Here is a 14,470-nt window from a genome sequence, read left to right as displayed (position 1 = left end):
GGGGAATTGGCGACCTTTAAGCAGAGAATGCCTGCTAATGTCAGTTCCCGATCCGAAAAGCGGTATGTTCTGTAAAGAATATCTGCAGCCTGATGATCAGCTGCAGGACCATATACGTGCCTATATTGTCCTGCAGGCTGATTTTCCGGATACTACCAGCCGTGACTACACATTATTACCCCAGGTACATCCTTTCCTGCTTTTTAATCTGGGTGAAACGCCTGCTGTCCGGAACCGGCAGACAGGCGAATATCTGCAGCAACACCTGCTTATTCCTGCACATCATCAATCACTCTCTTTCAGTATAGCCCCGGCTATGAAAATACTGGCGATACAAGGCGTCGCGGGCAGCGGAAGTCATTTGTTCCGGGATATTCCACAACTGAATCACATACAGCAGCAGCTACTGGAATGTCAGGATACGCAGCGTATGGGTGCCTTACTCAATACTTCATTAGGCGAACATTTTCAACAGGAAAAACAACACTTCAGGAATATACGGGATGCGGTGCGTGTTATCCTGGATACTGGTGGCAATGTGATCATCCGCCAACTGGAACAGACTACCTTTCAGACAAAACGTACGCTGGAACGAGGCTTTCTTACACAGACCGGTCTGCACCTGAAAATGTTTTGCCGCATCATTCGTTTCAGGAAAGCGATCGTGCACATCGCAAAAGAAAAGCAATTATGCTGGGCAAAATTGGCGCAGGACTGTGGTTATTGCGACCAGACCCATTTTATCAACGAGTTTCATTTTTTTGCCGGTTGTCTGCCGGGAGCCTATGCCGGTACACCTTCTCTTTTCGAACAGGCGATCGGTTAAAATTGTCACTTTTATCCGATGCTGCCGTACTTTACCTTCCTAATTTTGTTACAAGAGCCGATCCCCCATTGGGCTAGTTTGTCGTTATGCCACAACTGAACTGATATAAAAATTGTACACATGGAAAATGCTGACCTGCTTTCAAACCGCCGTGACTTCCTGGGTAAAATGATGCTGGGTGCAACCGCATTAGGATTACCCGTGCTTTCCTCATTACCTTTGCAAGCTGCAACAGCTGCTGCCACTAAGTCTGACAACAGCGAGGACCCCGATGCCTGGATGAACAGGATTAAGGGAAAACACCGTTTGGTCATTGATGTACCCCGTCCACATGAGATCTTTCCTTTTGCCTGGGCACGCGTCTTTTTACTCACGAATGAAGCCACTGGCGCCCCCGAAAAAGATTGTGGTGTAGTGGTCGTCCTGCGTCATGATGCAATTCCTTACGCCATGAAAGATGACTTATGGGCCAAATACAAATTTGGTGAAGTATTTAAGGCAGATGATCCGCTGACAAAAGCGCCTGCCACCAGAAATCCTTTCTGGCAGCCTAAACCGGGCGATTTTAAAGTGCCGGGTGTTGGTAATGTAGCCATTGGCATCAATGAACTACAGGAAAGTGGTGTGATGTTCTGCGTTTGCAATGTTGCGTTGGCAGTATATAGTGCTGTTGTCGCACAGCAAATGGGGATCGAAGCGGAAGAAGTAAAGAAAGACTGGATGGCGGGTATATTACCGGGTGTACAAGTAGTACCATCCGGTGTATGGGCTATTGGTCGTGCACAGGAAAAGAATTGTTCGTATTGTTTCGCTGGTTGATCTGCCAATCATACGCTATGCACCTTCATATACCATTACTGTCTGGCTACATAGTGGCAGGTATTATGGCGTTGTCTGTCTCCTGTAAACGGGTGGAGCATGTCTGGACAGCGCCTGACACGGCCAGTATTCCGCATAATGCATCCGGAGAGCTGATCCGGTATGGGAGGGAACTGATCGTGCATACAGCGGTCTATCTGGGCCCTGGTGGTAGGGTTGCTACGATCAGTAATGGCATGAATTGTCAGAATTGTCACCTGGAAGCCGGGACAAAATTCATGGGCAATAATTACGCGGCAACAGCGGCGAACTATCCCCGTTACCGGGAGAGAAGCGGTACGATAGAATCACTGGACAAACGTATAAACGACTGTCTTATCAGAAGTCTGAACGGATCGCCGCTCGATAGAAAGAGTCATGAGATGCAGGCAATGATCGCCTATATCGAATGGGTTGGAATGACAGTGAATAATGGCGCTAAGCCGCCCGGCAGTGGTATCAGAGAGCTGCCTTATTTGCTGCGGGCGGCTGATACGTCAAAAGGCAGACTGGTGTTTGAAAGCCAATGCAAGGAATGTCACGGCGCAGATGGCGCCGGAAAGTATGATCCGCTGACAAAAGAATATGTTTATCCGCCACTGTGGGGACCGCATAGTTATAATAACGGCGCCGGTATTTTCCGGCTGTCAAAATTTGCCGGGTATGTCAAAGATAATATGCCGCTGAATAAAGCACATCTGAGAGATGAAGAGGCCTGGGATGTGGCGGCGTTTGTAAATTCCCAACCGAGAACGGAGAAATTGTTTGAGAAGGATTGGCCTGATGTTAACACAAAGCCCCCTGATGTTGCAACAGTACCATTTGCGGATACGTTTTCTGCTGTGCAGCATAAGTATGGTCCATTCGGGGTGATTGTGAAAAGCAGGAAGAAGCACTAGCTGCTATTGCGGCTAGTGCTTCCTGGTATTTAGTTGTTGTTTTGGCTTTTACGTTTCTTTTCCATTAGCTGTTCATACAAGATTTCCGGAATTGATTTAGGCTGATGCCTGTCGGGGACAAATCCCCAGGGATATAATCTTCCTATCAGACTACCAGAAGGGATGGTCTTGCTGACATCAACACCAGGCAATTTGAAAATCAGATTTTCAAGTGTATGTTCATCGATTTCTTTGTGTTTTGTTTTTCTTCTCCACATATGATGATTGGTTTTTGATAAAATTACTAAACTAATATTCGAATTGGTTAATAATTCATTCTTTTTTTCAAGATATATATTTTTCCAAATACAGTACAGGTAAGGGATGCAGGATATTATTGCAAAATAAAATGCGAGATTGTAGAATGTAGTTTTGCGTAGTAATTTGATCCTTCTTTTATCAATGTTTTTTTCAAGTTCTGATATATAACTTGCCTTTAATTGAATATCTATTTCTTCTTGAGATAAGCCTGCAAGTTCATAGATGTTTTTAATTAGCTTGTAATAAATTTTGGGATCGGGTAGCATTCGCAACCTCTCTGGCAACATTTGCAAAACCGCAAAGACTAACGACACACCAAAAAATACCGCAAACCCATAAAACGCCCAGTAAAACCCAACATCCCTTACCACCCTCTCAATAAACAGTTTCTGACACACCGGTACCAGAAAAATACAAAACGCAGAATACAACACTAACAACGTAGTGAACTTCTCCGTATTCTTTTGCAACGCATTCGCATACTGCTCCAGCCGCTGCTCATTTAACTCAATAATATAGTCAAGATCATAGAATGACTTACTCCCCATGACGAAAGCGTTAGATTAACAAACAAAAAACAAAATGATTGCTGGAGTATTCAATTCGTGAAGAGATAACTGCATCCGCAGCCAGACACTAAAATACATACGAAAATTAAACTCTCAAAAAATTATTGTAGATTCTCTTAACATTAAGATAATTTTAATTTTCCTGTTGAAAGTATCAACTTGCCTTTATAATAGCATGTCGATGAAACGTACCTTTCTTTTACCATTAGCAGCTGTATTATTCACAGCAAATGTTTGCGCACAACAGAAAACTGATGTGCAGGCCCACCGCGGAGGCAGAGGATTAATGCCTGAAAATACCATTCCCGCTATGTTACACGCCATTGACCTGGGCGTAAGGACCCTCGAACTGGACTGTGTGATTTCTTCAGATAGAAAAGTAGTCGTGTCGCATGATGTATTCATGTCGTCCGAGTTTATTCGTAAACCGGATGGTTCTGATATTCAGAAAGGAGAGGAAAAGCAGTATGCATTATATACTATGACTTACGACAGTATCCGTAGGTTTGATGTAGGTTCCAAACCTTATGCGAAATTCCCTGAACAGGTAAAGATGAAAGCGTATAAGCCTTTACTGTCAGATCTGATCGATAGCGTAGAGGCGTATATAAAAAGGAATCACCTGAAGCCGGTTAATTATAACATCGAAACAAAATGTTCTCCGGATGGTGATGATAAGTTTCATCCGAAACCGGATGTGTTTGCAGCTTTGGTGATGGATGTGATAAAGAAAAAGAAGGTAGCAGAAAGAGTAACAATACAGTCTTTTGATCCGCGTACGCTCCAGGTGATTCATAAGACAGATCCTAAACAGGTACTGGCATTCCTGGTAATGAACAAAGATAACCTGACAGATAACCTGCAGAAGCTCGGATTCACGCCGGCGATCTACAGTCCGTATTACCTGATGGTGACGTCCGGACTCGTAAAGGAAGCGCATGAGAAGAAGATAAAGGTATTACCGTGGACAGTGAATGAACCGGCTGAAATGGAGAAGATGATGTCTCTGGAAGTGGATGGTATCATTACGGATTATCCCGACAGACTGATCAGGATAGCTGGCAGCTATCAAAAGAAATAAAAAAGAAGGGGGCTCAAAAGGCCCCCTTTATTATTGTTGTGCAACTTCGTTGATCCATTTGAGATATTGTTCTCTTAAAGAAGAGACGATCTCCGGATGCTGTGTTGCCAGGTTCTTCGCTTCTGAAGTATCCTGTTGCAGATTCACCAGGAAGAGCTCATCCGGTCCTGTTTCTGATTTCTTCGCGCTGGAAGGATTGTGCAATAGTTTCCAGTCGCCTTGTCTGACAGCCCACTGTGGATTTTCCTTAGTGCCCTGCGATTGCCAGAAGAAGATATCATGCGGAGAACTGGTCTTCCCTGAAGTGATCACCTGCTGAATATCTTTTCCGTCGATCTTCCGCTGTGGCAAAGCTACTTTGCAAAGTCCGGCCAGTGTAGGATACCAGTCAATATTTGCACACAGCTGATCACGCACCTCATTCTTTGGCAGATGTCCCGTCCAGCGGATAATAGCCGGTACGCGGATACCACCTTCAAATAAACTGAATTTCGCCCCTCTGTACGGACCTGTGAAACCACCGCCTCCAAAACTTCTGTCCTCAGTAGAATGTCCCTGATCGGACTGGAATACGACGATTGTGTTTTCCGCCAGTCCGAGACGGTCCAGCTGCTGTAATACCTGTCCGATCTTCTCATCCATGGTGGATACCGCCGCTGCATACATCCTGCGAGGCGCCGGCAGGTCCTTATAATATTGTCTCCATTTCTCCTGTCCCTGTAAAGGATAATGGGGCATATTGATCGCCCAGTACAGGAAAAATGGCTTATCAGCCCGCTTGTTTTTTTCCAGGAATCCGTTTACCTCCTGTACGGTCAGATCTGCAAAGAACTTCCCATCCTCCCATATCTCCTGTCCGTTTCTCCACAGGTCATGTCTGTTAGGACCTGCCCAGTAGAAGTAATGTGAATAATTATCTATACAACCACCCATGAAACCAAAGGAATAGTCAAAGCCCTGTTGGTTCGGCATGGTCTCCGGTGAATAACCGATATGCCATTTGCCGATGTGTGCCGTCGTATAGCCACCATCTTTAAACATCTCCGCCATGGTATACTGCGATCCCGGCATCCCGGCATGACCTTCCTCACTGGGTGCATTATTGTCCAGCTGCGCACGCTGTGGATATCTGCCTGTCAGCAGGGACGCACGGGAAGGAGAACATACAGGCGCCGCCGCATAGAACTGGCTGAAACGAACCCCTTCTTTGGCCAGACGATCAATATTAGGAGTATACAGATCTTTGGCGCCATAGCAATTCACATCCAGGGTGCCCTGGTCGTCAGTGTAAATTATAAGTACATTCGGCCTTTTCTGTTGCTGCGCAAACAGTGGAGCTGCCATAAAACAGGACAACGCAACCATGGCACTTAAGCGTCTGATTCTCATCGGTAACATGATTTTTAAACTAAGAACGGAACAGACAAGATATAAAAATCGGGATAAGTTCTGTATAACTTCGGGATGACTGGTATAAGAATATATATACTTATATTAATATATTTGCTTTAAACTAATATTTCCCTGATGGCATTCCGAGGGTTTCTTCCTTATATCGGCATTGTTGTGTGTTTTGGCATAATTTACTGGTTGACAATGTTGATCCCGAACAACGTACTTTATCTGGGTTTCAAGAGTAGTCTGCTGGAAGCGGACCGCAAAACCATCTATCAGGGATGGATCTTTACCTATGGTTTGTCGTTTACCCTCTTGCTGCTGAACCTTGCGGAATTATTATCCTCTAAGGAAGACCGTTACTGGTGGCGCATTGGTAAATCCCTGCTGACTATCATCTTTACTTATGCCGCGGGGGCCGTTGTGTTCCTGCTGATGAATACAGAAGAATATAATATGTACCTCTATGCCAGAGATATTCCTGCCGGCGTTTATTGTTGTGTAGCTCTCGCTATCACCACTGGTTTACTGCTTGTATTGCAACTGGTGAGTACCCGTCTCAGGGCCAGAGCAGGCACTGCTTTTCTGGAAGAATACCTCCCGTCCTGGCTCCGGTTTGACAGATAATGCCCGTCAGGCAACGAATGTGCAGGATTAGCAGTACCTTTGCCGTTCATTTTTATCAGTATTATGACTTTTGATGACTTAAACCTGAGCAGACCTTTACTCAATGCACTGGAAGACCTGGGCTACAAAACGCCTACGGCCATACAGCAAAAGGTGTTCTCAGTAGTGATGTCCGGGCAGGATGTATGTGGCATTGCCCAGACTGGTACGGGAAAGACCTTCGCTTATCTGTTGCCCTGTCTGCGACAGTTTAAATTCTCCAAAGAACGCTTTCCGCAATTACTTATTCTGGTACCTACCCGTGAACTGGTGGTACAGGTGGTAGACGCTGTTAAACAGCTGACGCCTTATATGAGTGTAGAAGTAGCCGGTTTCTATGGAGGTGTGAATATGAATCCGCAAATGGAGACTGCCTCTGGTAAACTGGACGTAGTCGTAGCGACTCCCGGCCGCCTGGTGGATATTGTGTTGAGTGGTACACTGAAACTCAAGGCTATTAAGCGGATCATTATCGATGAGATGGATGAAATGCTGAACCTGGGTTTCCGTCCGCAGGTAGAGCGTATCCTCGATCTGTTGCCTGTCAGAAGACAAAACCTGCTGTTTTCCGCCACCATTACAGAAGAGGTGGAAAAGCTGATACAGACACACTTCAACGCTCCTGTCACCGTAGAAGCAGCACCGGCAGGTACGCCGCTGAAGAATATCAGCCAGTCCGCCTATGACGTGCCGAACTTCTATACAAAAGTAAATCTCCTTGAATTGCTCCTCGCGAAAGACAGCTCCATGAACAAGGTGCTGGTATTTGTCGCTACAAAGGAAATGGCGAATGACCTGTACGAGCAACTGGAAGCCAAATTCCCCGAACAGGCAGGCGTGATCCATTCCAATAAGGCGCAAAACCACCGTTTCAATACAGTTAATAGATTCAAAGACGGTACCTACCGCTTCATCATCGCCACAGATATCATCGCCAGAGGTCTTGATATCGCAGAAGTGTCGCATGTGATCAGCTTTGATACACCGGAAGTACCCGAAAGTTATATGCACCGTATCGGAAGAACCGGTCGTGCTGATAAGGAAGGTAATTCCATCCTGTTCACCAAACCATGGGAAAAGGAGAATAAGGATAATATCGAGGCACTGATGAATTATCAGATCCCTGTATTGCCTTTACCCGAAGAACTGGTGATCTCTGATGTGCTGACGGAAGATGAAAAGCCGCAGGTGAAAATGAAGAACTTCCTTATCAAACTGCCCAGCAGAGATGAGGCAGGACCTGCCTTCCATGAGAAGTCAGCAAAGAATAAAAAGGTGAATGTGAAGATCCGTCATGCGGATAAGATGAAGCTGAAGTATGGTAAGCCGAAAACAAGAGGTGCAAAACCGAAGAGAAAACGATAGTTACGAATGACTATAAAAAATTAGAGGCGTCCGCTATAAACGGACGCCTCTTTTCGTATGCCATCAAAATAGTTCAGAAAATAGTTACTATAAAAAATATTAAGCGCTGATTCCTAATTGACACTGGCTGCAGGCCAAGTATTTTCCCCTTTCTCCATTTTATCCATCACCACCTTATAATCCGGTTGCTCATTCTCCGGCGCCAGTACCACTGCCTTATCCATCCATTTCAGCGCTTCCGCTTTGTTACCCAATCGGTATAACAGATTCGCGTAAGTGCTCATAGTAAATGAATTCCTTTCCATATCCACCGCCTTCTCCATCCACTTTAAAGCCTGATGCAATAAACCAGTATCACTGGTGCCTTCAAACACTTTCCTTGAAATACTGGCAATTTTAGCAGGAGAGAAGCTGCTGCCGCCATGTTGGAGATAATCAGTTAAAGTATCTGTTAATGCTTTGTAGTTACGTGTTTTCTTTACGTCTGCATCCAGTTCCAGTAAGGCGAGGAATTGCCGCCGATGTGGATCAGGAATGGAGCTGGTATCTGCATTCTTTAATGCCAGCATAGGTAACAGGGGTTTGCTACGCTCCTGTGGAACAAAAGGAGCATGGATCTGTCTTAACACTTCCATGGGTACTTTCACAACTGCACGATCATAAGTGATCAATCCGTTTTCTTCTATTTCCACATCAAAAGGTTCCGTATAAATAGAGCCGGATTGTCCATCTGTTTCGTATTGCTTCAGCTTCTTCACCATAGAGGAATATTTCTCCGTCATCTCAGATGGTGTGATCTTTACATAACCCCATCCCGCAGCTGCATTCCATTGATGCCCTTTTACTGGTACGCCTACACCACCCCATTCTCCGAGTACGCGTGCTTTTCCAGGTACAGCAGGTGCAATACCCGGACCTGGATAATCGTGTATATCTGCCAGATCACTACCCGGCCATTTATTGACAACAGTGGTAGCGCCTTCTTTGTCATAATTCTCTCCGGTATGTCCGTTAATCAGCCGCGTAGGATCTTTCTGATGAAACCATTGCGTCAGGCGGGGCTGGTCATAACTATACCAGCCTTCATTGAACAACACCCAGCAGATAATAGAGGGGTGATTGTATAACTGTTGCACATTCGCTTCATTGTCTGCTTCAAAAGCGGCCTTCGCAGCTGTATCCAGATTAGCGCAGGTGACCATATCCTGCCATACCAGCATACCCAGTTTGTCAGCATGATAATACCAGCGGGAAGGCTCTATTTTGATATGCTTACGGATAGTATTGAACCCCATACTTTTGATAGCAGCTATATCAAAACGCAAGGCTTCATCTGTTGGCGCCGTATAAATACCATCTGGCCAGAAACCCTGGTCCAGTACGCCGAGGTTATAAGTGTATTTATTATTCAGAAAGATACGTTCCTGCCCTTTATTGTCTTTCTTTATCTCAATCTTCCGCATACCGAAATAAGAAGTCACCTTGTCCTGTACTGTCCCATTCTTTACAAGCCGGATCGTGAGGTCATACAGGAACGGGTCTTCCGGACTCCAGAGATGCGCGTTGCGTAATGGCAGCTTCAATAACTGATTGGTGCTTCCTTTTACCGAACCGCTCATTTTGCCGTCTGTACTGGCTTCGGCTTCCACCGTAAATCTGGTGTCGCCGGATGTATGTACCTTAACAGACACATAGCCGCCGTCAACATCAGGTGTAATAACAAGATCTGTGATATAGACAGCTGGAAGGGTTTCCAGCCATACCGTCTGCCAGATACCTGTTGTGGCAGTATACCGGATACCTTTAGGCGCCAATACTTGTTTTCCATGTGGATTAGGCCCCTGATCCGTCGGATCATAGACGTCTACCAGCAGTTCATTTTCTCCATCTTTCAGCAAAGCGGTAATATCAAAAGAGAATGCCTGATATCCTCCGGTATGTTGTCCCGCTTCCTTTCCATTGACATAGACTTTGCTTTGCCAGTCCACCGCCCCGAAATGCAGTAATACCTTTTCTCCATCCTTCAGATCCGGTTTGGAGAAGCTGCGTTTATACCATAAGCGTTGCGTCGGTAATACCGGCTTTTTTACACCCGATAAGGCAGATTCAACCGGAAAGGGAACCAGTATCTGCCCGTCAAAAGAAGAGGGTGTGGCGGCGTCCTTTGCTGTAATAGCATATTGCCACAATCCATTCAGATTGGTCCATTGGGGACGGGCCAGCTGGGGACGTGGATATTCAGGTAATACATGATCAGGATTGACGTCTTTTGCCCAGCGGGTCTGGATGGCCACAGGCTGCATCTGCCAGGAAGACTGGCTATAGCTGTCAGCCGCAAAAGCAACACAAAGGGCGGACAACAGAAGGGTTTTTGCAGAACGTTTCATTATAAAGTGCAGGTGGTTTAAGTCTGGCAATATAACTGTCTATCCGGCAATGCTGCCGCAGTTGACAGGTTATATTGCCCTGACAGGAAATAATCCGTGGTTGCACTATTGGCAGAAAAGTAACACGTTCGTTAAAATTCCCTGATATGTTCTCCGATGTCGGTAATGTCCAGATTATCGGGTAATGCGGCTTCCAGTATGCTACTGGCGGCTGCGCTACGGTAACCACCTGCACAATGAACAGCTATCGGTTTATCCAGGGGAATCTCCTTCAATCGTAAACGGAGCTCCGGTAACGGGATGTGAATAGCATGCGGGAAGATCTGCCGTTTCTTTACTTCCGGCTCATTGCGTACGTCGATAATGGTAAAATCCTGGTTATGCGCACGGAAATATACAGGGTCAAAGGGTGTCTGTTGCTCACTGCCGGCATCAAGTAACAAACCAGCTTTAATAAATGGTTCATAGCCGATGCGGGCCGCCCTTTCCATAGCTTCTTTCAGCTGATCCTGCGTGGCAGCCAGCAGATAAAACGGGTCCTCAGGAGGAACGATAGCGCCCAGCCATGTTTCAAACTTGCCTTCCAGCATGATATTGAAAGAGCCGGAAAGATGCCCGGCTTTAAAACTATCAGCAGCCCGGGTATCGATAACGATTTCATCGGGAATGAAGGCGGCTGCTGGTTGTAATACCCTGATGGCGGACAAAGATGGCTGTAAGGCAGGTGCTCCTTTCCGGTTCAGGTCCACGTCATAACCAAAATACTGGGGAATAAAAGGTTGGTCTTTCAGCAGGGCGGCTATAAACGCCGTTTCCTCCATTGGCTGTAATGACCAGTTGGATTGTCGCTCTTCACCGATCGTGGACTGCGATGCGTCCCGCAGGTCCTTACCACAAAGGGTGCCCGCTCCATGCGCAGGATATACGATAACATCATTCGTCAACAAGAGTAGTTTATCACGGAGTGAGTGATACATTTGTCCGGCTAAGGCTTCCCTTTTGGCTTTCTGATTACCTGCATTTTCCCGCAGGTCTGGTCTGCCACAATCCCCGATAAACAGCGTATCGCCGGTAAATACCGCATAATCCTGTCCTGCATTGTTCAACACGATCGATATGCTGTCAGGCGAATGTCCCGGTGTATTGATGGCTCGGAGTGTCATGGCGCCGATGCTGATGGTTTGTCCCTCATCAAAGGTCTTATGGGAGTAAGCCGCATCCGTATGTGCAGAACAGTAGATATCAGCGCCTGTCAGCTCTTTTAATTCTGCATGACCACTGATAAAATCCGCATGGGGATGTGTTTCTATAACCGCAACGATCTTTGCCTGTTGTGCAGCGGCATAGTCCAGGTATGGCTGTGGATCCCTGGCCGGATCGATCAGTACGATCGAAGCACTGCCTGGTTCCAGTATCGCATAAGAATAATGAGCAAGTGATCTATCTTCAAACTGTTTAACTTTCATCTGATCGTTTTTAAATGTCAATGAGGAAGGCGGTCTTTGAGTTCGCCGTATATATAAGTGCCTGACAGCGCACCTGCTATGACCAGCAGCATGACAGGAAAACCCTGTCCCAATAGTACAAATATTGGTCCGGGACACGCGCCGGTCAGTGCCCAGCCCAGTCCGAATATGCTGCCCCCCAGCAGATAGCGTTTCCAGCCTCTGGTTTTATCCGTAAACGTAATGGGTATACCATGACGGTCTTTTATACTATAACGTTTCAATAGCCAGACCGTTGCAATTCCCAATAAAACAGCTGACCCGATGAGCCCATACATATGAAAGGAGCGGAAGTGAAACATCTCCTGTATACGGTACCACGATACAGCTTCCGATTTGCTCATAATAATCCCGAAGGCAATGCCCGTAATAATGAATCTGATCCCTTTCAGCATCTTAGAAGATTAATGGGAAAAATAGATATGTCATGATAAGTCCACCGATAAAGAAGCCGGTAACGGCAATGAGTGAAGGCCATTGCAGCATGGATAATCCGGTGATGGCATGTCCGGAAGTACAGCCGCCTGCATAACGGGAACCAAAACCCACCAGAAAACCACCGCCAGCCAGCATGATCCAGCCCCTGACAGACAGTAAAGCCTGCGTACCAAATAGTTGTTCCGGTAGTAGCTGTCCGTCAAAGGGTATCCCCAGTGCCTGAAGGTCCCGGATAGCTCCGGCAGAAAGCTGTAATTGACCGGGAGGCGTAAGCCATTGCTGGCTGATAAAGCCGCCGATAATAGCGCCCAGGAGAAAAAGCAGGTTCCAGTACTGTTTTTTGTAATCGAATTGAAAAAAGGGCACTTTTTTGCCCGCACCGGCGATACTGCATATTGTACGGAGATTGGATGAAAATCCGAAAGTTTTCCCCGAATAGAGCAGCGCCAGCATAACAGCCGTAATAGCAGGACCTGCAATATACCAGGGCCATGGCTGACTAAGATATCTGAGCATTGTCATAGGTGATGTTTATGACACAAAGCTCGTATGATGGAGGGAGTAGTTTGGTGACTCAGGTCACACAGGCAGCATTTCAATATAATTTCTGTGCAGTTTCAATCGGTTTTGCTGCTCCATTTTCTTCAACAGCCGGGAAATCACCTCCCGGGATGAATGAAGGTCGTTTGCAATCTCCTGGTGGGTGATATAAAGCTGCTGCGTTTGTAATACTTTTTGCTGGTTATCAAGATATACGACCAGTCGCTCGTCCATTCCTTTGAACATTACCTGGTCAACGATACTCAATAGTTCTTCAAAGCGGCAACGGTACGTTTCCACCACAAAGCTGTACCAGCTCTTAAATTCCTGCATCAGCTGTTCCATCATGGCCAGCGGGACCATCAGCACAATACTGTCTTCCACAGCTTTTGCCATGATTTCGCTGGTCTGCTGTGTCTGGGTAGCACATACCATAGATAGTGCACAGGCGTTGCCGGGCAACAGGTAATACATAAAGAACTCATTGCCTTCTTCTCCTTCCCGGTATAGTTTCAGTCTGCCCTCCACGACCAGCATGGTGGAACGGAAATACTGGCCGGTCTGGATCAGACGTTCCCCCGCTTTTACCGGCTTTATAACAGCGTTAATAGCGATCTGCTCCTTTAAGCCTGCTTCAAACTGGGGAAAATAGGTGTCGAGATAAGTCCTGGCGTCCATAGCTGATAGTTTACTGAAAGCAAGGTAAAGATTCATTTTTTAAGATGGCGCTTAGGAAGATTTTATATTATTTTGTGATATAAACCATTATAAGTGCGTACCCTCTTTTTAGCTTTTTGTATAGCATTCACCGGCTGTCAGGCCGCTACCCCTGCAAACTCCAACAAGGATACAGTTGTCACGCCGGATGAATCCGGGAAAAGTGAGGTACAACGGATATATGAGGAAAATACCGGTTACAGGGATTCCGTTACCAGACAGGTACTTCGTGATGCGCTTAGTTACGCAGCCGCTCACTCAAAAGAGGAGCAATACATCCACCAGTTATTGACACCGGTACAGAATGGAGACACGCTCCGCACTTCTCTTTCTTATGGACACCTGTTTGATCAGGCAAGGACACACCTGTATGTAAAAAGTACAACAGGTAATTCCCGGTTTGAGATCCTGGAACAGGTGTACCTGTTTGATAGGAATGATTTCAGGTTAATGGCAAGTGACACGATCTGGATGGACAATTTCGTAGGAGATAGTATTGGTGATGTAAATGGGGATAAGCTGAAAGATTATATGCTGATCACCTATGCGTCTTCCGGTTGTTGTTTGCGGAATGACTATACTGTTTATAGATATGATCCCCGCACAGGTGGTTTTGGCGATACCTATCATTTCATCAATCCTGACTTTTTCCCGGATGAAAAGATCATTCGTGGTGTGGAATACGGTCACCCGGGTGAAGTACCATTGTATAAACTAAGATGGGACGATACAATTGTATTACCTGTAGAATATATTTACCGTGATCCAGAGAATAAAAAGCAGTTTATCCGTACTAAAGTGGAGCGTTATCCGCCTGACAGGAAGAGTGGTGAGATACTAAAAAAAGTACCCGCAGAATATCTTCATATCCAAGGGTATGACTGGTTTATGCTGGAGTCCTAAGTAATATCATGAAAGAAAATA

Annotated in this window: 14 protein-coding genes; 7 read left to right on the top strand and 7 right to left on the bottom strand. The window is 46.0% G+C overall.

Annotated elements, in window-relative coordinates; all coding sequences use genetic code 11:
• Window positions 1–37 precede the first annotated feature (37 nt).
• From BMZ72_RS09385 to BMZ72_RS09375, 3 genes are all read left to right on the top strand, one after another.
• A complete protein-coding gene (locus tag BMZ72_RS09385; RefSeq protein ID WP_089807587.1) occupies window positions 38–826 on the top strand; it encodes an AraC family transcriptional regulator in 789 nt (262 codons plus the stop codon).
• 120 nt (window positions 827–946) lie between these two features.
• The gene (locus BMZ72_RS09380; RefSeq protein ID WP_089807586.1) at window positions 947–1,645 is read left to right on the top strand and encodes a hypothetical protein; all 699 of its coding nucleotides are present in this window, start codon (window positions 947–949) and stop codon (window positions 1,643–1,645) included.
• Between the two features lie 17 nt (window positions 1,646–1,662).
• Window positions 1,663–2,583, top strand: coding sequence for a c-type cytochrome (locus BMZ72_RS09375; RefSeq protein WP_089807584.1), 921 nt, complete (start codon window positions 1,663–1,665; stop codon window positions 2,581–2,583).
• 29 nt (window positions 2,584–2,612) lie between these two features.
• Here the strand turns inward: BMZ72_RS09375 and BMZ72_RS09370 are convergent, their stop codons facing one another.
• The gene (locus BMZ72_RS09370) at window positions 2,613–3,431 is read right to left on the bottom strand and encodes a hypothetical protein (protein WP_089807582.1); all 819 of its coding nucleotides are present in this window, start codon (window positions 3,429–3,431) and stop codon (window positions 2,613–2,615) included.
• Window positions 3,432–3,633: 202 nt separating this feature from the next.
• Between BMZ72_RS09370 and BMZ72_RS09365 the strand changes: the two genes are divergently transcribed.
• The gene (locus BMZ72_RS09365; protein WP_089807580.1) at window positions 3,634–4,533 is read left to right on the top strand and encodes a glycerophosphodiester phosphodiesterase family protein; all 900 of its coding nucleotides are present in this window, start codon (window positions 3,634–3,636) and stop codon (window positions 4,531–4,533) included.
• 30 nt (window positions 4,534–4,563) lie between these two features.
• On the opposite strand, the gene BMZ72_RS09360 is transcribed toward BMZ72_RS09365, so the two are convergent.
• Window positions 4,564–5,922, bottom strand: a complete 1,359-nt coding sequence (locus BMZ72_RS09360; protein WP_089807578.1) for a sulfatase family protein — start codon at window positions 5,920–5,922, stop codon at window positions 4,564–4,566.
• A gap of 207 nt (window positions 5,923–6,129) precedes the next feature.
• Here BMZ72_RS09360 and BMZ72_RS09355 point away from each other — a divergent pair, with 207 nt between their 5' ends.
• Together BMZ72_RS09355 and BMZ72_RS09350 are read left to right on the top strand one after the other, a co-directional pair.
• Window positions 6,130–6,555, top strand: a complete 426-nt coding sequence (locus BMZ72_RS09355) for a hypothetical protein (RefSeq protein ID WP_089807576.1) — start codon at window positions 6,130–6,132, stop codon at window positions 6,553–6,555.
• A 63-nt stretch (window positions 6,556–6,618) separates the two neighbouring features.
• Complete coding sequence (locus tag BMZ72_RS09350; RefSeq protein WP_089807574.1) at window positions 6,619–7,959, top strand: DEAD/DEAH box helicase; 1,341 nt, start codon at window positions 6,619–6,621, stop codon at window positions 7,957–7,959.
• 113 nt (window positions 7,960–8,072) lie between these two features.
• On the opposite strand, the gene BMZ72_RS09345 is transcribed toward BMZ72_RS09350, so the two are convergent.
• From BMZ72_RS09345 to BMZ72_RS09325, 5 genes are all read right to left on the bottom strand, one after another.
• The gene (locus BMZ72_RS09345) at window positions 8,073–10,346 is read right to left on the bottom strand and encodes a sugar-binding domain-containing protein (protein WP_089807572.1); all 2,274 of its coding nucleotides are present in this window, start codon (window positions 10,344–10,346) and stop codon (window positions 8,073–8,075) included.
• A gap of 131 nt (window positions 10,347–10,477) precedes the next feature.
• Complete coding sequence (locus BMZ72_RS09340) at window positions 10,478–11,812, bottom strand: MBL fold metallo-hydrolase (protein ID WP_089807570.1); 1,335 nt, start codon at window positions 11,810–11,812, stop codon at window positions 10,478–10,480.
• A 17-nt stretch (window positions 11,813–11,829) separates the two neighbouring features.
• On the bottom strand, window positions 11,830–12,246 hold the full coding sequence (locus BMZ72_RS09335) for a DUF6691 family protein (RefSeq protein ID WP_089807568.1): 417 nt from the start codon (window positions 12,244–12,246) through the stop codon (window positions 11,830–11,832).
• Window position 12,247: 1 nt separating this feature from the next.
• Window positions 12,248–12,811, bottom strand: a complete 564-nt coding sequence (locus BMZ72_RS09330; RefSeq protein ID WP_089807565.1) for a YeeE/YedE family protein — start codon at window positions 12,809–12,811, stop codon at window positions 12,248–12,250.
• A 57-nt stretch (window positions 12,812–12,868) separates the two neighbouring features.
• The gene (locus tag BMZ72_RS09325; RefSeq protein ID WP_089809753.1) at window positions 12,869–13,507 is read right to left on the bottom strand and encodes a Crp/Fnr family transcriptional regulator; all 639 of its coding nucleotides are present in this window, start codon (window positions 13,505–13,507) and stop codon (window positions 12,869–12,871) included.
• A 93-nt stretch (window positions 13,508–13,600) separates the two neighbouring features.
• On the opposite strand from BMZ72_RS09325, the gene BMZ72_RS09320 reads away from it, so the two are divergent.
• Window positions 13,601–14,449: a hypothetical protein gene (locus BMZ72_RS09320; protein ID WP_089807563.1), complete on the top strand. Its 849-nt coding sequence runs from the start codon at window positions 13,601–13,603 to the stop codon at window positions 14,447–14,449.
• The last annotated feature ends 21 nt before the right edge of the window (window positions 14,450–14,470 follow it).

It is taken from the genome of Chitinophaga sp. YR627, from assembly GCF_900114995.1.
In the GTDB taxonomy this organism is placed as follows: Bacteria; Bacteroidota; Bacteroidia; order Chitinophagales; family Chitinophagaceae; genus Chitinophaga.
This window is presented reverse-complemented; position numbering and strand designations above follow the sequence as displayed.